Annotated in this window: 18 protein-coding genes and 3 pseudogenes; 10 read left to right on the top strand and 11 right to left on the bottom strand. The window is 67.5% G+C overall.

The features are described 5' to 3' along the window. Position 1: 1 nt before the first annotated feature. Both QM841_RS14025 and QM841_RS14020 read right to left on the bottom strand, forming a co-directional pair. A complete protein-coding gene (locus QM841_RS14025) occupies positions 2-4,423 on the bottom strand; it encodes a non-ribosomal peptide synthetase (RefSeq protein ID WP_283332439.1) in 4,422 nt (1,473 codons plus the stop codon). A 139-nt stretch (positions 4,424-4,562) separates the two neighbouring features. Further along, entirely contained in the window at positions 4,563-6,044 is a 1,482-nt protein-coding gene (locus QM841_RS14020; RefSeq protein ID WP_283332438.1) for an MFS transporter, read from the bottom strand. A gap of 249 nt (positions 6,045-6,293) precedes the next feature. Here QM841_RS14020 and QM841_RS14015 point away from each other — a divergent pair, with 249 nt between their 5' ends. Further along, a complete protein-coding gene (locus tag QM841_RS14015) occupies positions 6,294-7,001 on the top strand; it encodes a hypothetical protein (RefSeq protein WP_280783194.1) in 708 nt (235 codons plus the stop codon). Here QM841_RS14015 and QM841_RS14010 read toward each other — a convergent pair. Further along, a complete protein-coding gene (locus QM841_RS14010; RefSeq protein ID WP_105417417.1) occupies positions 6,961-7,809 on the bottom strand; it encodes an alpha/beta fold hydrolase in 849 nt (282 codons plus the stop codon). The two genes, QM841_RS14015 and QM841_RS14010, sit on opposite strands and share 41 nt — an antisense overlap. A 157-nt stretch (positions 7,810-7,966) precedes the next feature. Here QM841_RS14010 and QM841_RS14005 point away from each other — a divergent pair, with 157 nt between their 5' ends. Next, complete coding sequence (locus tag QM841_RS14005; RefSeq protein ID WP_283332437.1) at positions 7,967-8,713, top strand: response regulator transcription factor; 747 nt, start codon at positions 7,967-7,969, stop codon at positions 8,711-8,713. Here QM841_RS14005 and QM841_RS14000 read toward each other — a convergent pair. Further along, positions 8,689-9,654, bottom strand: a complete 966-nt coding sequence (locus QM841_RS14000; protein WP_283332436.1) for an alpha/beta fold hydrolase — start codon at positions 9,652-9,654, stop codon at positions 8,689-8,691. The two genes, QM841_RS14005 and QM841_RS14000, sit on opposite strands and share 25 nt — an antisense overlap. Before the next feature lie 52 nt (positions 9,655-9,706). On the opposite strand from QM841_RS14000, the gene QM841_RS13995 reads away from it, so the two are divergent. After that, positions 9,707-10,246 carry a TetR/AcrR family transcriptional regulator gene (locus QM841_RS13995; protein WP_283332435.1) on the top strand — a complete coding sequence of 180 codons (540 nt, stop codon included), beginning with the start codon at positions 9,707-9,709 and terminating at the stop codon, positions 10,244-10,246. A gap of 39 nt (positions 10,247-10,285) precedes the next feature. Here the strand turns inward: QM841_RS13995 and QM841_RS13990 are convergent, their stop codons facing one another. Both QM841_RS13990 and QM841_RS13985 read right to left on the bottom strand, forming a co-directional pair. Beyond that, a complete protein-coding gene (locus QM841_RS13990; protein ID WP_283332556.1) occupies positions 10,286-11,674 on the bottom strand; it encodes an ABC transporter permease in 1,389 nt (462 codons plus the stop codon). Positions 11,675-11,717: 43 nt separating this feature from the next. Beyond that, positions 11,718-12,491: pseudogene (locus QM841_RS13985) on the bottom strand (ABC transporter ATP-binding protein); the annotation flags it as partial. A gap of 187 nt (positions 12,492-12,678) precedes the next feature. On the opposite strand from QM841_RS13985, the gene QM841_RS13980 reads away from it, so the two are divergent. From QM841_RS13980 to QM841_RS13970, 3 genes are all read left to right on the top strand, one after another. Next, on the top strand, positions 12,679-14,157 hold the full coding sequence (locus QM841_RS13980; protein ID WP_283332434.1) for a DUF4389 domain-containing protein: 1,479 nt from the start codon (positions 12,679-12,681) through the stop codon (positions 14,155-14,157). Beyond that, on the top strand, positions 14,154-14,696 hold the full coding sequence (locus QM841_RS13975) for a flavodoxin domain-containing protein (RefSeq protein WP_283332433.1): 543 nt from the start codon (positions 14,154-14,156) through the stop codon (positions 14,694-14,696). Before QM841_RS13980 ends, QM841_RS13975 begins: the two co-directional genes overlap by 4 nt. A 74-nt stretch (positions 14,697-14,770) precedes the next feature. Further along, a complete protein-coding gene (locus QM841_RS13970; protein WP_283332432.1) occupies positions 14,771-15,013 on the top strand; it encodes a PLDc N-terminal domain-containing protein in 243 nt (80 codons plus the stop codon). Between the two features lie 15 nt (positions 15,014-15,028). Here QM841_RS13970 and QM841_RS13965 read toward each other — a convergent pair whose 3' ends face one another. The 3 genes from QM841_RS13965 to QM841_RS13955 all read right to left on the bottom strand — a co-directional run bounded on the left by QM841_RS13965 (position 15,029) and on the right by QM841_RS13955 (position 17,233). After that, positions 15,029-16,036 carry a potassium channel family protein gene (locus tag QM841_RS13965; protein WP_283332549.1) on the bottom strand — a complete coding sequence of 336 codons (1,008 nt, stop codon included), beginning with the start codon at positions 16,034-16,036 and terminating at the stop codon, positions 15,029-15,031. A gap of 44 nt (positions 16,037-16,080) precedes the next feature. Continuing rightward, complete coding sequence (locus tag QM841_RS13960; protein ID WP_283332431.1) at positions 16,081-16,869, bottom strand: universal stress protein; 789 nt, start codon at positions 16,867-16,869, stop codon at positions 16,081-16,083. A 106-nt stretch (positions 16,870-16,975) separates the two neighbouring features. Beyond that, positions 16,976-17,233 carry a hypothetical protein gene (locus QM841_RS13955; RefSeq protein ID WP_283332430.1) on the bottom strand — a complete coding sequence of 86 codons (258 nt, stop codon included), beginning with the start codon at positions 17,231-17,233 and terminating at the stop codon, positions 16,976-16,978. Positions 17,234-17,400: 167 nt separating this feature from the next. Between QM841_RS13955 and QM841_RS13950 the strand changes: the two genes are divergently transcribed. The 4 genes and pseudogenes from QM841_RS13950 to QM841_RS13935 all read left to right on the top strand — a co-directional run. Next, positions 17,401-18,504, top strand: coding sequence for a 3-oxoacyl-ACP synthase III family protein (locus tag QM841_RS13950; protein WP_283332429.1), 1,104 nt, complete (start codon positions 17,401-17,403; stop codon positions 18,502-18,504). Further along, on the top strand, positions 18,488-19,363 hold the full coding sequence (locus QM841_RS13945) for a 3-oxoacyl-ACP synthase III family protein (RefSeq protein ID WP_283332428.1): 876 nt from the start codon (positions 18,488-18,490) through the stop codon (positions 19,361-19,363). Before QM841_RS13950 ends, QM841_RS13945 begins: the two co-directional genes overlap by 17 nt. A gap of 103 nt (positions 19,364-19,466) precedes the next feature. After that, positions 19,467-19,694, top strand: a pseudogene (locus QM841_RS13940) (putative PEP-binding protein); the annotation flags it as partial. Positions 19,695-19,944: 250 nt separating this feature from the next. Further along, positions 19,945-20,124: pseudogene (locus tag QM841_RS13935) on the top strand (PfkB family carbohydrate kinase); the annotation flags it as partial. A gap of 257 nt (positions 20,125-20,381) precedes the next feature. On the opposite strand, the gene QM841_RS13930 reads toward QM841_RS13935, so the two are convergent. Continuing rightward, positions 20,382-20,957: a GNAT family N-acetyltransferase gene (locus QM841_RS13930; RefSeq protein WP_283332427.1), complete on the bottom strand. Its 576-nt coding sequence runs from the start codon at positions 20,955-20,957 to the stop codon at positions 20,382-20,384. A gap of 71 nt (positions 20,958-21,028) precedes the next feature. Further along, on the bottom strand, positions 21,029-21,910 hold the full coding sequence (locus QM841_RS13925; RefSeq protein WP_283332426.1) for a universal stress protein: 882 nt from the start codon (positions 21,908-21,910) through the stop codon (positions 21,029-21,031). Between the last annotated feature and the right edge of the window lie 91 nt (positions 21,911-22,001).

The following is a 22,001-nucleotide window of genomic DNA, read 5'->3' as shown; positions in this document are numbered from 1 at the left end:
CTCATCCACCTTGATCGTCTCCGACGACGGCCAGTAGAGCGTCGACGAAGGACGTCGCGGTGGCCCCGTCGAAGAGGTCGGTGGCGTACACCAGTTCGGCGTCGATCCCGGCCGGCCTGCCGGTGGAGTCGTGGCACTCGGTGAAATGAAAGTGGAGATCGCATTTCGCCACGTCGAGGGGCCGCGGGGTGATGTCGAAACGGAGGCCGGCGACGTCCAGGGTCGCCGGGGTGAAGTTGTTCAGCGACATCGCGACCTGGAAGAACGGGTGCAGCGACGGCGACCGGGGCGGGTCGATCAGGTCGACGAGTCGCTCGAACTGCAGGTCCGCGTGCGCGAAGGCACGCAGTTCGACGTCATGGGTATCTCGGATCACCGCCGCGAGCGTGTCCCCGGGATCGACCCGGGTCCGCAGGACGACGGTGTTGACGAACATCCCGACGACGTCGTCCAATTCCGGGACGTTCCGACCGGCGACCGGGGTGCCGACGGCGATGTCGGTGTCTCCGCTCAACCGGGCGAGCAGGATCGCGACCGCAGATCGCAGCGCGGTGAACACCGTGGCGTGATGTCGGTGCGCAAGCGACGCGAGCGTGACATGTGCGGTCTCGTCGATCCGGAACGTGACGCGTCCCGCGCCGTACGTCCAGTTCTGCGGCCGCTGTCGGTCGAGGGGCAGCCCCACCTCGCCGGGGAGTCCCGACAGTTCCTGGGTCCAGAACGCGAGTTGCCGCGACGCGACGCTTCCCGGATCGTCCTCGGTGCCCAGCATGTCGCGACGCCACACACTGTACTGCGGGTAGGTCACCCGGGGCGGCTCCCAGCCCGGGGGCGCGCCCGCGGTCCGGCTCGCATACGCGGAGACGAGATCGCGTGCGACCAGCGCCAGCGACCATCCGTCCGCGGCGATGTGGTGGAGGACGCACGCGAGGAGGTGATCGCGTGCGTCCAATGCGAAGAGCCGTGCGCGCAAGGGGGGTTCGGTCCGCACGTCGAACGGCGCCCCCAGCACCCGATCCACCCGGTTGCCGACGTCGTCGGGTCCGGCGGGGATCGGCGCCAGATCCGGTAGGGCATCGTCGACGGACAGCAGACGCTGATACGGCCCCGACGCCGAGTCAGGGAAGACGGTGCTTAACGCACCGTGGCGCGCCACGACGTCCGCCACAGCGCAGCGCAGCGCGTCGACGTCCACCGCCCCCGCCACCCGCACCGTGAACGGAATGCTGTACAGCGGCGGGGTGGTGGCCGTGCGGTCGATGAACTGCTGCGACGGCGACAGCGGTACCCGGTCGGGCACGGCGGTGGCGGCGATACCCGGAGCGCGCACCGTGCCGGATCCGGAAGCGTCCCTGTCGTCGATCCGCTCCGCGAGCGCCGACACGGTCGGGGTCTCGAACAGCTCACGCACACCGAGCGTCGCGTCGAGTTCTGCGTTCAATGTCGCGACCACCCTCGTGGCGGACAGGGAGTCTCCGCCGAGGTCGAAGAACGAATCGCCCGCCGCGACGGCGGGGACACCGAGCAGTCGGCCGAACACGTCGGCGACCGTGCGCTCGGTCACCGTGTCCGGTTCGCGTCGAGGGGTGGTGGTCGTGCGGAAGGCGGGGGCGGGGAGTGCGCCGCGGTCCAGCTTCTTCGTCGGTGTCAGGGGAACCGCGTCCAGCACGGTGATCGATGCGGGAACCATGTAGTCCGGCAGGAACCGTGCGAGGTCGCGTCTCGCCGACTCGGGCGTGGTCTGCGACTCGCGCCGCACCACGATGTAGGAGACCAGGACCGGGTCTCCGGCCGGGTTGCGGTACACGACCGTGGTGGCGAAGTCGATGTTCGGGTTCCTGCGCAGCGCGGCGTCGATTTCGCCGAGCTCGATGCGGAATCCGCGGACCTTCACCTGATCGTCGGCGCGTTCGAGGAATTCGAGGGTGGTCGCGTTCGTCCACCGGACCCGGTCACCGGTGCGGAACATGCGGGATCCCGGCTTGCCGGCCGGGTCCGCGACGAATCGTGTGGCGGTCAGTGCCGGTTGCCGGTGGTATCCGCGGGCGAGTGCCGGCGTCCCGAGGTACAGCTCGCCGACGGCCCCCGGCGGGAGGGGGCGCAGCAGCGGATCGCAGACCGTCGCCCGCACGCCCCGCATCAGGGACCCGATCGTCACCCGGCTGCCCGGGTCGAGGGGGTCGGTGAGGGTGACGCTGCACGTGGTTTCGGTGGGCCCGTAGGCATTCCGCATCGTCCGGCCGACCGCCCACCGATCAGCGAGGTCCTGCGGGCACACCTCGCCTCCGACGAGGACCAGCTCCAGGGAGTCGAGCCCGTCGGGTTCCACGGTCGCCAGCGCGGACGGCGTCGACAGCAGATGGGTGATGCGTTCGGCGCGCAGCAGTTCTCGCAGTTCCGCCCCGCCGTACACGTCGGTCGGTGCGATCACCAGGGTGGCGCCGCCGATGCACGCCGCGAGCACCTCGACCAGTGCGGTGTCGAAGCTGGGCGATGCGAAATGCAGGACCCGCGAATGTGCTGTGACCGCGTACTTGTCCCGAATCTCCTGCACGAGGTTGGCGAGACCGTCGTGCGTGACGACGACCCCTTTCGGGACCCCGGTGGAGCCGGAGGTGTAGATCACGTAGGCGGGGTGCTCGATGCGCACAGGGCTACCGCGTTCCGCGGTCAGCGGATTCTCGTCGCCGTCGTCGAGGCTCAGCCAGCGGATGGTGCCGGGCAGGCTATCGCGCGCCGCGCGGACGGTGAGACCCAGCGCCGCGCCGGAGTCGCCGAGGGTGTAGGCGATCCGGTCGGTGGGGTGGGTCGGATCGACGGGCACGTACGCCGCGCCGCTCCTGACTACTGCCCACAACGCCAGCACCGATTCGTACGACCGCGGAATCGACACCGCCACCAGGTCCTCGGGTTCGACGCCGTGCCCGGTCAGCACCCGCGCCCACCGGTCGGCGGCCTCGTCGAGTTCGCGGTAGGTCACCACCCGCCCTCGGTCCCGGACCGCGACGGCGTCGGGGCGGGTAACGACGGTCGCCGCGAGAATCCGATCCAGCGTCACAGGTTCCGAATCCGGCAGTCCGGAGGCCGGAGTGAACGCCTCCCGCTCGGCGTCGTGGAACACGTCGAGGTCGGCGACCAGGCGGTCCGTGCCGGTGGCGGCATGGAAACGCGCGAGGAACACGGTGAACCGTCTCTGGTGCCCGGTGACCTCGTCCTCGTCGTACAGCGCCGGACTCGCCTCGACGTCGATGCGCGGAACCGAGCCGGGTGGTCCCGGATAGATGTTGACGGCCAGGTCGGCCGTGGGACCGGTCGTCAGCACCTGCACGCGTCCGCTGACCGGACCGAGAGTGATCTCCTGCTTGAACAGCATCACGTTGACGACCGGACCGAAGTGGGTGAGACCCGTTCCGGCAGAGGCGGTGTCCTTGCCGATGTCCTCGCGGCGGTACCGCTGATGGCGGAGCGCCCCCGTCAAGGCCGTTCGGGCCGCCCGCACCGCCTCCCGCACCGTGCCGGTGCCGACACCGCGCAGAGGGAGGGGAAGGACGTTCGACACGGAACCACCGGCGCCGCGCAGCCGCGCAGATGTCCTGGCGGACACCGGAAGTGACAGGACCACGTCGTCGGCGCCGGTCATGCGGGCGAGATACGCGGCGAACGCCGCCACCACCACCACGGTCGGGCTGTGCGCGTTCCCGTCGTCGGTGGGACGCAAGAGGTCGCTGCTGCGGTCCGCGCTGCCCCGTGCCACCAGCACCGAGGCGCCGGGATTCGGGGTACGTCGTCCGCTGAGGCCGACCATCGGGGGCAGGTCGCGGACCTGCGCCCGCCAGTAGGCGCGGTCGCGTTCGAAGCGGGGCGAAGACCGGTAGTCCGCGTCGTCCGCCGCGATCCGCCCAGGATCGACCGTCCGGAACTCCGGAGGCCGGTCGCCGTCGATTCCCGCCACGTACAGTTCGGCGGTGCGGCGCATCAACATCATCGCCGCATAACCGTCCATCGCGACGTGGTGGGCACGCGAGTACCAGTAGGTGCGCTCGGCGCCCACCTGCAGAATCGTCGATAGGACGAGTGATTCGCCGTACATGTCGACGGGGGAGGTGCAGTCATTCCGCATCCACCGTTCGGCCGCGTCGACCGGATCGGGTTCGTCCCGCAGGTCGACCACCGGCACCGGCTCCGACGTTCCGGTGCCGAAAACCTGGTGGGGCCGGCCGTCCACCTCCCGCACGGTGAACGATCCCAGTTCGTGGACGGCTCGTGCGGACGCGTCCGTCAGTAGGTCCAGGCGTACCGGACCACGCAGGTCCACGTACTGGGCGATCACGTAGGGAATCTCGGGGGTGAGCTGCTGTGCGAACCAAATGGCGTGCTGCGCCTCGGTCAGCGGGACGACCCGCCCGGGTAATCGCACCCGCATCAATGCCTCCTCACAACGACCGAGCCCAGGGACGGGACGACCGCTGATGGTGACACACGCACGCTGTGAAATCGCTGAGGGCCGTCGTCGCCGCGACCCCACGGGGGAGTCGCGGCGACGACGGTGTGAGACCGGCGGCTCAGTGGGCGAGGACGACGGCCCCGTCCGTGTCGGCCGCGGCCGCCGACCCCGAACCGGGCGCGCTCAGTTGCGAAATCCGGCGGGGCAACGCGAAGGCCACGACCGCGCCCAGCAGCGCCGAGATCGCACCGATCACGAACGCGATCGTGATGCCGGTGTCGGTGTAGAAGACCGCACCCTGCATGACGGTCGCGATGTGCGAGTTCAACACCGAGAAGACGATCACCGGGAGGATTGCGGGCAGGATGCTCTGGAACACCGCCACCATGCTCGCCGTGGTCGCCTGCAACTGCGGCGGCACCGCGGCGATGAGCAGGTTCGGGACGGAGGCGTACCCCATGCCCATTCCCACGCCGAGGAGTGCGGCGAAGCCGATCAGGAGTGCCTTGTCGTCGTGGACCATCGCCGTGAGCAGGCAGGCGGCGGCCATCACGAGCATGCCCACGACCATCAGGGTCCGCGGGCGGACGTTCCGGGGGACCAGGGTTCCGACGATCAGCCCGCCGATCACCACGGCGCCACCCAGCGGCGCCTGGAAGATCGCGAATCCCTCTGCGCTGATGCCGAATCCGTAGCCGAGCCCCAGGATCGCCGGGGTCATGCACATCATCGGGAGCATGATCGTGAACACCGCGGACGTGCCGTAGCAGAATCCCGCGCCGAGCGCCGTCAGGAACACCGGCCGCTTACCGAAGAACCGGATGTCGATCAGCGGGTCCGCGAGCAGTCGTGCGGACACCGTCCACGCCACCAGCAGGGCGACACCGCCGGCGAGGAACCCGATCGTCGACCCCGACGCCCAGCCCCACGAGGGCCCGAAGCTCACCCCGACGAGGATGCCGGCGAGTCCGGCTCCCAGGAGCGCCGCGCCGATCAGGTCGATGCGGGCGCGCAGGCGCACCGGCGATTCCGCGGTCGTCGCCCGGATCAGGACGGCGAGAATCACCAGACCGGCCACGAAGAACCAGAAGATGCTCCGGAAGCCGAAATTGTCGATCAGCCAGCCGGTGAAGAACGGTGCGGGGATCGCGATGAGTCCCATGCCGCTCGTGGCGATGCTGACCGCCAACGCCACCGTCCGGGCGGGGAAGACGTCGCGGATGAGCGAATAGCTCAGGAACAGGCAGGGCACGAGCAGACCGGTGAGGGCGCGGCCGGCGATCAGCACCGCGTACGTCGGTGCGATCGCCGAGATCAGCGACCCGAGCGCCGACAGGCCCACGGCCGTCAGCAGGAGTCTCCGTTTGCCGTGTGTATCGGCGAGCTTGCCGATCAGCGGGCAGGTGATCGCTCCCACCAGCAGGAACGCCGTGAGCAGCCATGCGCCCTGCGTCGTCTGGTAGTGGGTGACGATCTGCGGCAACGCGATCGAGATCATCATGTAGCTGACCGCGAGCATCTCCAGCAGCAACACGATCGAGGCGAGCGAGAAGATCAGGCGGGGTGTCCATCGCTCGGTGGTCGCATGGGTGACCATCATCGGGTCCTTTCGAATACCTGCACGGGACTCGTGACGGCGCCGCGGCACTGCGGCGCGGCCCGAGCCGGGCGGTAGGGGTGGGTGGTCACATTCGGTGGTCGAAGTCTCGTGAATGTGTAATTGACATCACAGTTCTCGGGGATGCTGCACGCCATGCGGCGTTCCGCCCAGCGGGAAACCGACCGGCGGGTGTTCCCCGGTTGACGCGAATCGGTGAATCCCGAACGCTCCTCGAGCGAGGATCGACTCATGGCCGAAACGCAGCGCGCGCAGGACCTCCGCCGGCTGAGAACGCCACGCTCGGCGGCCGTCGCGGGGATCGTCTTCGCCGTGCTGTTCGCCACCAGCCTCGTCCTCCTGCGGACCGCGCTGCCGGCGGACCCGTTCGACGAAACCCCCTGGGTGGGCAGCGGCGAGATGCGGATCAAGGCGGCCCTGCTGCTTGCTCCGTTCGCGGGGATCGCGTTCCTCTGGTTCATCGGCGTCATCCGCGACCGGCTCGGCGACCTCGAGGACCGATTCTTCGCGACGGTGTTCCTCGGCAGCGGATTGCTGTTTCTCGCGATGGGTTTCGTCTCGATGGGGGTGGCGGGAGGCGTCCTCGCCATTGCCCGTCACTCGGGCAGCTCCGCGAACGAGATCGTCTATTTCGGCCGCGAGATCATGCTGCAGATCAACCACGTCTACGCGCTGCGTATGGCCGCGGTGTTCATGATCTCGCTGGGGACGATCTGGCTGCGGACCGGCTTGATGCCGCGATGGCTCGTCGTGACCACGTATTTGCTGGCCCTGGGGCTGCTGGTGATCGTCGACTTCAGCCTCTGGTCGACGTTGGCGTTCCCGGCGTGGGTGCTGCTGGTCAGCGTCTACATTCTGGTCACCGGACGCCGCGCGAGCGCCGCCGGGAACGGATCGTTCAGGTCCGCGCCGGCGTCGTGGAGACGAAGTCGTCGATGATCTCGACCACCGCGGCGGGATCCTCGAGGTGGGGATAGTGCCCGACACCGTCGAGGACGGCGAGCCGGCTCCCGGGAATCGCCTCGTGCGCCGCGTATCCGTGCGCGACCGGGATGATGCCGTCGGAATCGCCCCAGATCAGTTGCGTCGGGAGACCTTCGTTGAGGTACAGACGGCTCAGCGCGCTCACCGCCTGCCCCCGATGGTCGACGACCGCGCGGAGCGTCCGCAGAAACGCCTGCCGGGTGGCCGAATCGGACAGCGACGAGTAGGCGTTCCACATCTCGTCGCCGCGGACCGAGTGGAACCCGGCCGCCGCCAGCCAGCCACGGACCTTGTTTCCGGCGTCACGAACCACGGTGGGCGCCACCAAGGGCAGGACGAACTCGGACCCCGGCGCCGCCAGCAACCGCAGGGTCCAGTTCACGTCCGGTCCCAGTCCGCCGCTGCCGATGAGGACCAGCCGGTCACACAGTTCGGGATGCTGATAGCTGAACTGCATCGCCACCCCACCGCCGAGGGATTGACCGATGACGGTCACCCGTTCGATGCCCAGTTCGTTCAGGAGGTCGCGCAGCCACGCGGCGAACGCGCCCAGCGAGTAGTCGCCGCGCGGCTTGGCGGAATCGCCGTGGCCGGGCAGGTCCGGCGCCAGGACCCGGTACCGCTGCGCCAACTGCGGGAAAACGGCACGCCACGTCGCGGAACTTCCCGCCATCCCGTGTACGAGCAGCAGCGTCTCGCCCTCACCCTCCATCCGGTATGCGACGGCGTCCCCGTGCAGTGTGAGGTGCTGGAGCTGGGACATACAACGACCTCCCGATCGTCTGATGCAGCGGTCTCTCGGTAACGATAGGGGAGATTCGCCCGATATCGTCATCAACTGCGGCGTGGGAACTTGATCTCAGTCCCGGGTTGATCTAGCAGGAACCCCGACGCGAGGCTCGAAAACAGGAGGAACCCGCATGAACGCTGTGTCGAGTTCGGCCATCGCCCGTCCGCGCGTCCTGCTGATCGACGCGGATGTCGAGAGATCCCTCGTCGAGCGCCTCCGGGACGCGGGGTTCTTCGTCACGAGGACATATGCGGAGCCGGTGCGGTCGCGGATCGAACCCCCCGATGTGGTGATAGTCGACGCACGATCACCACATCTCGACGCCGACACCACTGTGCGTGCGTTGAAGGCGATGCGATTCGCGCTCGCCGTTGTGGTGATCGGCACGTTCCGTTCCGGCAACCGGCGCAGCGACCTCCTCGAGGCCGGCGCCGACGACGTGATGGAGATGCCTGTCGGGGCGGACGAGCTCGTCGCACGGCTCCGCGCGATCCTCCGCCGGGTGAAGCCTGAGGTGCCCGCGCAGGTGCCCGACGGCGCGCAGGACGTCTGCCTGTGCGAGGAACCTCACGAACCCGACCACGACGGGCTCCGCACCACGCTGACCAGGACGGAATTCGTCCTCTTCACCGTGCTCGCGCAGAATGTCGACCGGGTCGTCACCCGCCGCGACCTCATGCTCATGGTGTGGGGTGTGACGGTCGAATCGAAGACGAACGTCCTCAATGCCTACATCTGCTCCCTGCGACGGAAACTGGTGGCCGTGGGATCGCCGTACGTCGTCCACACCGTGCGCGGCGTGGGATTCGCCCTCGGCGAGGTCGAGCGTCCCGGGAGCATCGATCCGGTCCGTCAGGTGCCCGTCGCCGCCTCGTGACCCCGACCCGGCGGCGCGAAGAATGCGAGCGCGCGTTCGAGCACTACCTCCGGCCTCTCGTCGACGAGGAAGTGTGAGGCGCCCTCGACGACCTCGACACCGAAGTCATCGGTGTGCTTCTCGAATCCGCCGAGGAACTCCGGGCGCACGATGGGGTCTTCGGCGCCGATGAGCACCCGGGTGGGGGTGCCGAGCCGGCGGTTCCGGTACGCGCCGGACATGATCCGTGCGGCCTCACGCATGATGAAGCATCGGTAGAGAGCGGACGCTGCGTCGGCGCGGGCAGGTTCGCGCAGCTGGGCGGCGAACATCTCGATGTCGTTCTCCGAACAGGTGTTCCGGTTCGTGGTGAAACCCCGCAGCAGGTGGTAGGTCAGTCGTTGACGCCCCCGTCCGAGCAGGCGTGGACCGAGGAACGGTGCGGCGATCACGGGTTCGAACCAGCCGTGCCGTGCGATCGTCAGCAGCAGCCGTGGATCGAACCGAACGAACGGGTGGGGGACACCGAGACTCACGTATTTCCGCACACGGTGCGGCGCGCGCAGGCACAGCTCGTATCCGAGCAGAGCGCCCCAGTCGTGCGCGATCAGGCAGACCCGGTCGAGTTCGAGCGCGTCCAGTAGCGCGACGACGTCGGCGAGCAACTGCTCGCGGGTGTATCCGGTGGGCGGGGCGTCGGTCCAGCCGGCGCCGCGCAGATCCGGGCAGATCACCCGGTAATGCGCGGCCAGCCCGGGGAGGACCCCGCGCCACTCCCACCAGTTCTGGGGGAAGCCGTGGAGTAGCACCACGGGTTCGCCGTGACCGGCCTCGGCCACGTGCATGCGCAGGCCGGGGAGTCGGAGGTAGCGGTGCCGGACACCGTCCAGTGCGGGAAAGGTGTTGTCCGGCTCGCCGTTCGGTCCGGAAACTCTGTCGTGTCCGCTGGCCTCGTGTCTCATGACATCACGCTACTACGATCATAGTGCCAAGTCACTATGTTTATAGTAGCGTGTGACGCCAACGAGAACGACAGCGCTCGACGCAGCGATCGACCTGGTCGGAACCGAGGGACTGCGATCACTCACCCACGCCCGGGTCGACGAACGCGCCGGCCTCCCGAAGGGGACGACGTCCAATTACTTCCGCACCCGGGCGGCGCTGCTCTCCGGCACCGTCGACGCGATCGTGGAACGCGAGATGGCCGAAGTCGGTGTACTGGCACCGACATCCGCAGACGACCTCGTCGACGCGCTCTGCGGTCTGATCGACTACACGACCGTCGCCAACCGAACCGTCACCGCCGCACGGCTGGTCCTGTTCCTCGAAGCCAGCCACGACCCCACTCTCCGGGAGGCGCTGGCACGGGGGCGCGCGGCCATGGAGGCGTCGGCCGTCTCGGCATTCCACCGGCTGGGAGCACGGGATCCACAGACCGCCGCCACCGCAGTCATGGCCTGCGCAGAAGGCCTGATCCTGCATCGCATCGCCCGACACGACACGACGGATCCGCGGCCGACGTTCGAACTGGTGGTCCGGGCCGCGCTGAGCTGACGGCCCGTGTTCGCCGGCGAGATTCGATACCCGGATCGGTCACCTCCGGTCGCGCCGGCGGAAACCGATCAATCCCACTGTGATCAGTGCGACCGCGAAAACCAACTCCCACACGATCGGTGCCGGGTCGAATGCTTCTCCAGGCAGTTTCGGAAGATGACTGAATGGTTCCAGGTCGAGGACCCAGGCCGGGAGGCCGGAGAGAGCGCCGACCATGAAGATCAGGATGAACGTCACATAGACGGCCCATGCGGCAGGCGCGAGGCGGGGCAGCAGTCCGAACAGTGCCACGGTTACTCCGGCCGATATCCAGATCGCGGGAAGCTGAACCAGCGCGCCGGCCACCGTCGCGGGGAGCTTGCCCGCGATGTCCCCGACGGCCGCGCCGTACGTCACTCCGACGGCGACACCGGCGACGACGATGGCGACGGCTGGGCCGAGCACCGCGAACAGCAGGTGGCTCAGTGCCCACCGGACGCGGCCGACCGATCCTGCGATCACCGGCTCGCCGCGTTGCGCGGCTTCCTCGTAATGAAGCCGGAGTGCGGCGGAGATCGCGTAGGCCGACGCGGCGATGCCCAGCATGGTGAGCGCGAAGGCGACGAAGACGTCTTCCACGGTTGCATTCCCGCCGAGGCGGGCGAGGACGTCGTTGATCGTCCGGCTGTCGCCGAGTTGGATGCCGAGCCCGTGAGCGGCGCTGCCGAACAACAGTCCGTACAGGAGCAGGGCGACGGTCCACGCGAGCAGTGTCCCGCGGTGCATCCGCCACGCCAGACCGACGGGCCCCGCGAGAGCAGGCCCGGCGGTCTCGTCGCCGGGGCGTTCGGCGATGAGACCGCCACCGATATCGCGGCGGCGGAGCAGCACGTAGGCGGCGACGGTCGATGCCGCGGTCCCTGCCACATGCAGGAGAAGTGTCCACCAGCGCTCCTCGGCGAACGGGCGCAGCTGCAACGACCAGCCCTGCGGCGACAACCACGACAATGCCCCGGAACCGGCATCACCGACGGCGCGGAGTGCAAAGAACACTCCGAGTGCGCCCAACGCGAACCCGCGGGCCGTGCGGGCGGAGGTGGTCAACTGCGCGGCGACGCCGGCTCCGCCGGTGAACACGAGACCGCTTGCGGCCAGGGCGGCTCCGTAGCCGATCGAGCCGGCCAGCGGCAGGTCGAACATGCGCAACACGACGCCGAATGCGGTTCCCGTCACAATCGACGCACCCGCGGCCACGACGATCGCGGCGGTCAGTCCGGCGTACCGGCCGACCGCGGTCGAATCGATCAGCTCGGCGCGACCGGATTCCTCCTCGGCCCGGGTGTGCCGGATCACGGTCAAGATCACCGCGACGGCGATCACGGTGTACAGCGCACCGGCTTTCCAGATCGCCACCGCCCCGGGACTGGGGTTGAATATGGGTCCGTACATGGCGATCTGGGCGGGACTGGCGGCGGTCGCCGCCGCAAACTCCGCTGTCGACCTGACAGTGCAGCATGCTGCCGTTGATCACGATATCCGCGACGCCGGGGATGTGGTGCAGGTCGCCCGCGTCGCCGAGTAGTTCGGCGGTGATCAACGTGCGGCTGAGGTGACGCATCGAGTCGACGGCGCCGCTGTCGACTGTCTTGCCTTCACGGATGATCGTCACCCGATGGCAGAGCGCCTCGACCTCGGAGAGGATGTGGCTCGACAACAGGATGGTGGCGCCGCGGTCGACCGCTTCGCGGGCGCACGCGCGGAAGACTTGCTCCATCAATGGGTCCAGACCGGAGGTGGGTTCGTCGAGGAGCAGAACCCTGGCGTGTGACGAGAGGGCCGACACCAGGGCTACCTTCTGCCGGTTACCTTTGGAGTAGCTCCGCGCCTTCTTGCGCGGATCCAGATCGAACCGATCGATGAGTTCTCCGCGGCGTTGTTCGTCGAGTCCGCCGCGCAGTCGTGCCAGCAGGTCGATCGTTTCGCCGCCGGACAAGGATGGCCACAGTGTGACGTCGCCGGGCACGTAGGCCACTTCACGGTGCAGCGCGACTGCATCGGACCACGGATCGCGACCGAGCATCCGGGCCTGACCCGACGTGGCGCGCAGGATCCCGAGCAGTACACGGATGGTGGTGGATTTTCCGGAACCGTTCGGCCCGAGGAAGCCGTGGATCTCGCCGGTGTCGACGGTGAGATCCAACCCGTCCAGTGCGTGAACGTGACCGAAGTGTTTGTGAAGACTGTGCACTTCTATGACGTGGTGCATGTCAGCTCCTGTCCTGCTCAACTGTCGCTGATCCACCGGCCGGTGTACTAGGGCCTTTCGTCCGCGTTCTTTCGTTGCCGCAAACACGCGCGACCATCGGGCGAGGTGGTGACCAATGACCCTGACGCGCCGATGGAGCCAGGACCCACACTGAGACTTCGGGGACACGGACCGGGAGGAATTTCCTGTGCGAACCGGCAGAGTGGCTGTTCTCGTCTTGGGCTGTCTGAGCGCCCTGACCGGGTTCGCGCTGCTCACTGCCGCGGTGTTTCTGGGGTGGGCCTACTTCATGCAACGCGACGGTGGGCACTTCACCTCGCCGCGTGAGCACTTCGAGACGAGTGAAAGTGCCCTGGTATCGGAGAAGGTCGATCTGTTCGAGGGCGCCGACTTGCCGGAAGGGTTCAGCACCGAGGACCTCGGCCGGGTACTGCTGCGAGCCACCGCGACCGATCCCAGCCAGGAGATCTTCATCGGGATCGGCCCTCGTGACGAGGTCGACAAGTACTTCACCGACGTTGCTCGCACCGAGGTGACAGACGTGCACTTCGATCCGTTCCGACCGACCTATCGGCAGATTCCTGGAACCCGGCCCGCGGAAGCACCAGGGGCGCAGTCGTTCTGGTCGACCTTTTCATCGGGTCCCGGAACACAAGAAGTGCGCTGGGAGCTGCAGCAGGGTGCCTGGACGGCTGTCGTGATGAATGCCGACGCCGCCCCCGGGGTGTCGGCCGACATTCAGGCCGGGGCACGCCTCGCTTTCCTCGGACCGCTCGCTCTGAGTGTCCTGATCGGCGCAGTCGTCTTTCTGATCATCGGAATCCCGTTGATCGTGGCAGGAGCAATCGGTCTGGGTCGGCACGGTCCACCGCAACCACATCCCGTCGGACGGGACGCAGCCGACGACACCCACCCCCAGGTTCCATGGACCGCCTATCCCACCCGTCTCGTGGGCGAACTCGACGAACCACTGTCGCGATGGCTGTGGCTGGTGAAGTGGTTACTGGCGATCCCGCACTACTTCGTGCTCTTCTTCCTCGGGGTCGCGTTCGTCGTCACCACCCTGGTGTCCGGATTCGTGATCCTGTTCACGGCGCGGTATCCGCGGGCCCTCTTCGACTTCGGCGTCGGCGTTCTCCGGTGGTGGTGGCGCGTGCAGTTCTATACCTACTCGGCCCTGGCGACGGACCGCTACCCACCCTTCACCCTGAAACGTACCGACTATCCGGCGGACTTCGACGTCGATTATCCCGTGCGGCTGTCCCGCGGACTGGTGCTCGTGAAGTGGTGGCTGTTGGCGATCCCGCACTACCTGATTCTGTCGCTACTCGCGGGAGGGTGGTTCGGAAGCTGGCGTGCCGGAGCGTTCGCCACCGACGGTGCGCACTACGGGCAGACGTGGCTCGTCGGTTCTCTGCTCGGTCTCGTGGTGACCTTCTCGGCAATTGCGCTTCTCTTCACCGGACGGTACCCACACGGTCTTTTCGACTTCGTGATGGGCATCAACCGCTGGGCGTTTCGCGTCGCGGCCTACGCGACCCTGATGCGGGACGAGTACCCACCGTTCCGCCTCGACCAGGGACCGTTCGAGCCAGATGAGCCCGGGCCTCACTCGAGCGGTGACGATTCCGGTGCCGACACCTCTCCGGAAAGGCCCCACCCATGAAAGTACTGGTGGCGTACGCGACAGCGAAGGGCTCGACCCGCGGGATAGCCGAGAGACTCGGGTCGTGTATCGAAGGTTTCGGGCAGGAAGTCGATGTGCGGGCGGCCGCCTACGTGTCACACGTGCACTCCTACGACGTGATCGTTCTCGGAAGCGCGATCCATGACGGGCAGTGGCTCGCCGACGCCTCCGATGCGGTCGAGCGCCTGCGGTCGCAGTTCGAAGGGAAGCGAGTATGGGCGTTCTCGGTGTCGTCGGTGGGCGTCACCAGCACGACCCTGTCCAAGCGGCTGGCGCGTTTTCTGCGTCGCGTGACACCGGAGCCGCGAGCGGTGCGGTTGCTGCGGGATGCGGCCGATGTGCGCGATCACCGTTTCTTTGCCGGGGCGATCGCCCCGGGTGATTGGCCGGGATTCGGGCGAGTTGTCTTCAGGCTCATGGGTGGGCACTACGGCGACGCCCGGGACTGGGCGGACGTGTGCGCGTGGGCAGGCACCATTGCCGCCGAATCGACCCGGGACACGGAAAGACGGACCTAGATCCAGTGGTCGGCGCCGCAGAGGCATTGCTCTCGCGGTGCCGGGCCGGTGGAGGCGAGATCGGAGGAGCATCGATGAGTCCATGGAAGAGGCGTGTGACGTGGTCGAGTCTGACAACGCCGCAGCGCGCCGCGCTGGTCGTGGCGGCGGCGGTGCAGCTGGGGCTGGCCGTGGCGGCCTGGGCAGATCTGGCGAAGCGTGATCCCCGCGAGATCAGGGGGAGCCGAACTATTTGGGCTGCCGTGATCGCGGTGAACTTCATCGGACCCATGGCGTATTTCCGGTGGGCTCGCCGCACCCCGGAGGAGGCACGATGAAGGGCCGGAAACCGTTCAGGGTGAGCCGATTCCCTCACTCTGCTTGACCTCGCGGCGGAGCGCATCGAGCTGCGGCGCAGTTCCGAGCGCAATGAGAATCGTGCCCGGGTCCAGACGTCGCTCCAGCGGGGGATTGGCAACGAACTGCCCCGTCGGTGACCGCAACGCCATCAACAGCGAGCCGGTGGCCGCCGCGAGGTCCGCTTCCGCCAGCGTCCGCCCGGCCAGCGGCGAACCAGCCGAGACCTCGACCTCCTCGATCCGGTAGTCCAGTGTCTCGTCGTGCATCACGACGTCCAGGAACTCGGCGACGTGTGGCTGGAGCGCGAAGGCACCCATCCGGCGCCCCCCGATGAGCTGAGGGTTGACGACGCGGTTTGCTCCCGCCCGAATCAGCTTGGACGTCGAACCGTCGTTGCGGGCGCGGGCGATGATGATCAGATCCGGCCGCAACGCACGGCTCGAGAGGGTGACGTAGACATTGTCCGCGTCGGTGTCGAGCGCCGTGATCAGGGCGTGGGCACGGCCGATTCCCGCCGCTTCGAGAACCTGGTCGTCAGTGACATCCCCGACTACTGTCGGGACGTCGAGGTCGGCGAGGCGCTCCGGATCTCGATCGACGACGACGACCGGCATCCCGAGCGTGGCCAGGTACTGCACTCCGGCCCGTCCGACCCGGCCGAAACCACAGATGATCGCGTGCCCGGTCATCCGGCTGATGTGTCTGTCCATTCGCCGACGCTCCATGTGCTGACGTAGATGTCCCTCGATGAGTGCTTCGAGGATTACCCCGAACGTGTATAGCGCCGTACCGACACCTGCCAGTATGAGCAGGATCGTGAAGATCTGGCCCACCGCACCGAGTGGGTGGACCTCACGAAACCCGACCGTGCTGATCGTCGTCACCGTCTGGTACAGCGCATCCAGAATGCCGAAGCCCAGGACGACATACCCGAGCGTGCCTGCAACGACGACGAACCCGAAGGCCCCCAGTGCGCGGCCGATCCTCAGGAGGGGACTCATCACGGTCCGCCCGGCCGGGACGGCGGTGGAGGCGTCTCGTCTCGTCACCGGCGCACGATCAGCAGCGGGCAGGTGAGCGCGTGGAGGAGCGCCCGACTCGTCGAACCGAGCAGCAACGAGGTGAAACCACCCCGCCCACGGCTGCCGGTCACCACCAACTGCGCTCCTTGCGATTGCTGAAGCAAGTGGTGAACCGGTCGATCTCGGACGACAATCTTGCGGACGGACACGTCCGGATACTTGTCCTTCCATCCGGCGAGGCTCTCCGACAGGACGGCCTCTTCAGCGGTCGCGATTGCCGACCAGGGAAGTTCGTTGTCGCTGAGATCGGCTGGGGCAACGGCGACACCGACCACCACCGGGCCGTCCAATGGCGGCGCGTCCGTTTCGGGCATTCCGCGGATCAACGCCACCGGGCAGGGTGCATGACTGGCTACCGCGGCGCTGACCGATCCCACCAGGCCGCCGGTGAACTCTCCGAGGCCACGGGAACCGACGACCAGCATGCGCGCCGACTTCGCGGCGTCGAGCAGGGCCGGCACGGCCGAGCCGTGACGCAACGCCGTCCGTAGGGTGAGGTGGTTGCCGCGCACGCTCCGCCGGGCGAGTTCCGCGGCCGTGGCGAGACGCTGGGTGCCCCCATATTCCACGCCGCTGAACACACCTGCGGAGAGGTTGACGGCGTCACCGAATGTACCGGGCGCCGTCAGGAGGGAGGACACCAGAAGTAGCGGGACTCGATGGTGGACGGCCGCATCGGCGGCCCAGCGCACGGCGTCGAGCGATTGCGCCGATCCGTCCACACCCACGACTATCGGTGAATCAGTCTGCATGTCGATTCCTCGTCTCTGTTCGGTCGTGCCGGCCACGTAGAGAATGTGCCACCGCCGCGTGACCGTCTCGACAGGGCACACAGTCTCCAAATCGCGGAGCGGCCGCTCACAGCGAGTTCACACCGTGGAGAAGAAGGGCGGGCAAACCCGGGACCATCAGTCCGACACCGACCGACACGATCGCGGCGCCGACGACCCGATGATGCGGATTACGGAAGACGCCGAGTCCGATGAAGACGACCGCTGCTGCACCCCCGAGGACGGTGAGGGGAGACGTCACCGACAATGCCGCGAAGCCCACGACGGCGGCGGCCGCGACCCATGGCCATCGCAGATCTCCGGCGTCGAGATATTGTGCCTGCATGACGGCTCCTCTCCTCGTCCACCAGCGTCGGCGTGCCACCATCACGGGACAAGGGTCCTAGGGCCTCACCTCGTCGCATTCCTCGAACGATCCCCCGGAAGGGTCCAAATGCCCTGGTGACGAGATCGCCGGTGCGCGATCGTGGAGTGAGCACGGAGGTGAAGAGAATGGTCAAGCGTTGGCTGGTCATGGAGACCGAGAACGACGACCTGCGAATGCCGTTCGCTACTCGTCTCGCCGGGGCCGGACGGCATCTACCCACGACACATCTCACGACCACGGACCTGATGTCGACCACCCGGCACTCGACTCACATCGACCTCGAGCGGCTCACCGGGATCCGCGAGCGCCGGGTGTCGGTGGGGGACGAGGACTCCTACACACTGGCGATCTCGGCGGCACTGGATTGCCTGGAACGGTCGAATCGGGACGCCGGGTCGATCGATGTGGTGGTCAGTTGCAGCATCACCAAGTTTCACGGCGGGCTCACCCAATGGCTGGAACCGACGATGAGTAGTGCTGTCGCCCAGGCGATCGGCACGCAGGGGGCGATGACCTTCGATCTCTCGAACGCGTGCGCCGGGATGCTGACCGGTGTGACGGTGATGAACAACTGGATCCGTCAGGGAATCGTCGAACGGGCACTTGTCGTCAGTGGTGAGTACATTTCGCAGCTCGGACAAAATGCTGCCCAGCACATCCGGAACATCATGAGCAAGGAGCTCGCGTGCCTCACGCTCGGCGACGCCGGCGCCGCGCTACTCCTCGAGCGTGCCCCTGCCGGATCGGCCGGGATCGGTCTGGCCGGATTCACCACCGTCGCCGACTACAGCCGGCTCTGTCTCGCCTACCCCAAGGGCGGCGACCCCGGCGCCCGGATGTTCACCAATTCGCGCGGGATCCAGCGGGCGGCGATCGCAGACACCCCCCTGTTGTTGCACGAGGTGCTCGACGCCGCCGGGATCTCCCTCCACGACATCGATCACGTGATCACACACCAAACCTCGGCGCGGGCGATCCGCAAAGGAATGGCGGAGGTGACCGCCACGCTGGGCGATTCTCCACGGCACGACGCCGTCATCACCGTCGACCGCTACGGAAATACGGCCTCGACGACCCACACCGTCGCGCTCGTCGAGGAACTCGAAGCAGGCCGCATCCAAGCGGGTGAGACCGTGGCGTTGATCGCCCTCGCCTCGGGTTTGGAGATCGGCGTCGTTCTGTTGACCCTGGACGAGGAATTGGTGGCACGCTATGGGCACAGTCATTGATCGGCTCGACGTCACACGAGGCGGCTGGCGTACCCGCCACAGTGCATTGCATCTCGCGGTGTCGGCCGCCCAGACCTGCCTCGAACGGGCCGGTCGGAATGCCGATGACCTGGACCTGCTCGTCAACGTCGGGTTGTACCGCGACCGGAATCTGGGCGAACCCGCGCTCGCGGCACTCATCCAGGAAGATATCGGAGCCCACCCGGAGGACCCCCACGACGACACGCACGGGACCTTTTCCTTCGATGTCGCAAACGGATCCTGTGGGGCTCTCAACGGTCTGCAGATCGTCGACGGATTCCTGCGGTCGCACACGATCGACTGGGCGCTGGTGGTTGCCAGTGATGCCGATCCCGGACGTGGGATGAGCGAGCACTTTCCGTTCGCGCCGACGGGTGGAGCCATCCTCTGCCGCTGGACCGACGACGAATTCGGCCTGGGGCCCGTCCACTGGATGAATTGCTCGGACGCCGGTGAAAGTTTCTGCGCCACCGTCGGACTCGAGGATTCCCGGAACGTACTGCGGTTCCGGGAGTCGGATTCGATGGACGAGCGATTCGCGACCGCCGGAGCGCAGGCGGCGCGGGAATGCCTGGAGGCATCCTCCCTCGACCTCGCCGATGTCGATTTGATCGTGGCCGCTCCCGCCCGGCGGAAGTTCCGCGCGACGCTCGCCGAGCACCTGGGCGTCCCCGTGCCGCGGATCGTGGTCGCGGATGACGAACGGATGCATACCGCGTCCCTCGTGGCAGCCCTGGACCGCCGGACGGGTGGCATCCCGGCCGGGAATCGAGTCCTGATCATCGCCGTGGGTGCGGGGGTCACCGCCGGCGCCGCGCTGTACAGGGAACACCCCTGACACCGGAAGCGGTCAGGTCCTTCCCACCGCACTGGAACCGAAGGGCTCCCGGGGCCGGGACACCACTTCGACACGGCGGGGTACCGCTTCAGCGTGGTCGTGCAGCTTCGGTACTGGCGGCCTCACTCAGCTCGTTCTCGGAGTCGATCGGGATTCCGAGATCTGCCGGGATCTGTTCGACACCATGGACCCCGCCGTGCTCGACGCCATCGACGTCATCATCGAGCGTGCCACCCGCGCGGGCCTCACCACCTCCCTGTGCGGGCAGGCGGTGTCGACCAATCCCGCTCTCGCGGAACATCTCGTACGTAACGGCATCACGTCGGTGTCCGGGTCTGCAGTACCGATTCGTCCTGCCGGGACCGACAGTGACCGCGAGGGAACAGATGGCCTGTCTCGACCTCGTCACCGAGGTCGCGTCAGGGGCCGACTACGTGGCCAGCAGGTGGCGGACGTCGTAGGCGAGCTCGGTGCGCGAGTGATCGTGGATACTTCCGGTCCGGCCCTGAGACAGCTTCGGGGGCGGGGTCTTTCTCGTCAAACCCAGCATTCGCGAACTTCGGGACTGGACGGGGCGGGAGTTGTTTGTGATCGACGACCAGGTGGCTGCGGCTCGGGAGGTCATCGACCGGGGGGTCTGTGAGGTCGTGGTCCTCTCCCTCGGTGCCGAAGGCGCCCTGCTGGTCACGCGGGACCGCGACGAGTATTTCCCGTCGGTCGAAGTCCCCGTGGTCAGCGGTGTCGGAGCGGGCGACAGCATGGTCGCCGGTGTGGTGGGTGGCCTGGCGTGCGGTCGGTCGTTGAGCGACTCGGTACGGCGTCGCGGCGGGGGCGGCGATGCTGCAGGCACCCGGCACCGCCCTGTGCTGGCGAGCCGACGTCGAGCGGTTCTACGCCCTGCTCACCGACGGATCCGCTGCCGGCACCACCGTCGGATAGTCACGCGTGTGCCACACGACCATCGGCAGTCACAGTGTCGGTGCCACCGGGACCGGGACGGTGCACGGTGACGGTTCGCTCATCGGGTTCCTCCTCGGCGGTCCCCATCCGCCGACGTTCGCAAATCTGATCTCGCTGCGTCGAGCAGGATCCTGCGTTCCGCGGCCGCGATGTTGTGGCGGGTCGTGGCGGCGACGTCCGGTGCCCACCCCCGGTCTCGGATCACCTCGAGCATCAAGGTGTTCTGCGCCAGCACCTCCGCCGTCATCCTGTCGATGCCGTGCGCCCGCGCTGCGTCGACGAGCCGCGTCAACAGCATCGTTCCGATTCCGTGCGATTGGTACTCGTGATCGACCACCAGCGCGAATTCGACCAACGGAGAGTCGTTTTCCGACTGGTCGGCCGGGCTCACGTAGTTCGCGACTCCGACCAGGATGCCGCCGATGAAGGCACCCAGTGCGCAACGCCCGGGGTCTTGCCGGCACAGTGACTCGGCCAGATCCTCGAGATGCTTCGGACGGGCTCCGAAGAACCTCAGGTAGGCGTCGTGCTGGTCCATCCGCTCGTGCAGATCCTGCACGTCGGTTCTGTCGGTGGGGCGAAGGGAGCGCACGACGACGCCCGTGGTGACCGCGTGTGGCCTCCGAGCCTTCATTCACCGTCACCTCCGTCGTCGGCCGTCGGAATTCATTCAAGCCTCCATGACCCCCTTCGGACAGTGACTCCCTACCGAACGATGAGGAGCGGGCAGCGCACCGAGTGCATCAGGGCGCGGCTCGTGGATCCCAACAGCATGCTGGTGAATCCGCCGCGTCCGCGACTACCGACGACGAGAAGTCGTGCGTTGTCGGCTTGTTCGCGAAGATTGCGTACCGGTCGGTCCATGACGACCATCGTCCGAACCTTGACGTCGGGGAAATCCTCGGCCCGGCCGGCGAGACTCTCCGACAGGAGGGCCGTTTCCTGGGTGACGATCTTCTTCCACCCGGAAACGCTACCGCCCGCGTAGTGCACGGGGAGGTCGACGTCGGACCAGGCGTGAACGGCCGTGAGTTCGCACTGCCGCAGATCGGCCTCCTCGAAGGCCACCGAGATGGCGGGCTCGCTGTGTGCCGACCCGTCCACGCCCACGACGACGGGGCCCTCGAGTCGGGTGACGTCGGAATCGGGTAGGCCGCGGATGACCGCGACCGGGCACGGTGCGTGGGTGGCGACCGCGGCGCTGACCGATCCCACGAAGCCGCGCTCGACGATTCCCTGCCGGTTCGAGCCGACGACGACCATCGCTGCGGATTTCGACCTTTCGAGGAGTTCCCCGGCCGGCGTTCCGGTGCAGAGCGTGGTGTGAATGTCGAGGGAATGCCTGGGAACCGTTCGGGCGGCGATCTCCGCTGCGGCAGCCAGCCGGTTCTTCCCGTTGCGTTCCTCGTCGTCGAAGAAGCTCTCCGGCATGCCGATCGGGACACCGTAGGCGCCGGGGACGAACGTGGTCGCGATCAGCGACAGCGGGGAGTTCCGCAACGCCGCCTCCTGTGCGGCCCACGCAACCGCCTGGAGCGATGACGGTGACCCATCGGTTCCGACAACGATCGGGCGGCGCGCGGTCATGGTCTTCTCCTCGAGGAAGCGCGCGGCAGAAGTTGCCGCTACCTCTCATCGTGACGGTGCGCCCGTCGGCCGCGTAGGGGAGAAGGTCCCC

Source organism: Rhodococcus sp. IEGM 1307 (assembly GCF_030056915.1).
GTDB classification, from domain to species: Bacteria; Actinomycetota; Actinomycetes; order Mycobacteriales; family Mycobacteriaceae; genus Rhodococcus_F; species Rhodococcus_F opacus_D.
This window is presented reverse-complemented; position numbering and strand designations above follow the sequence as displayed.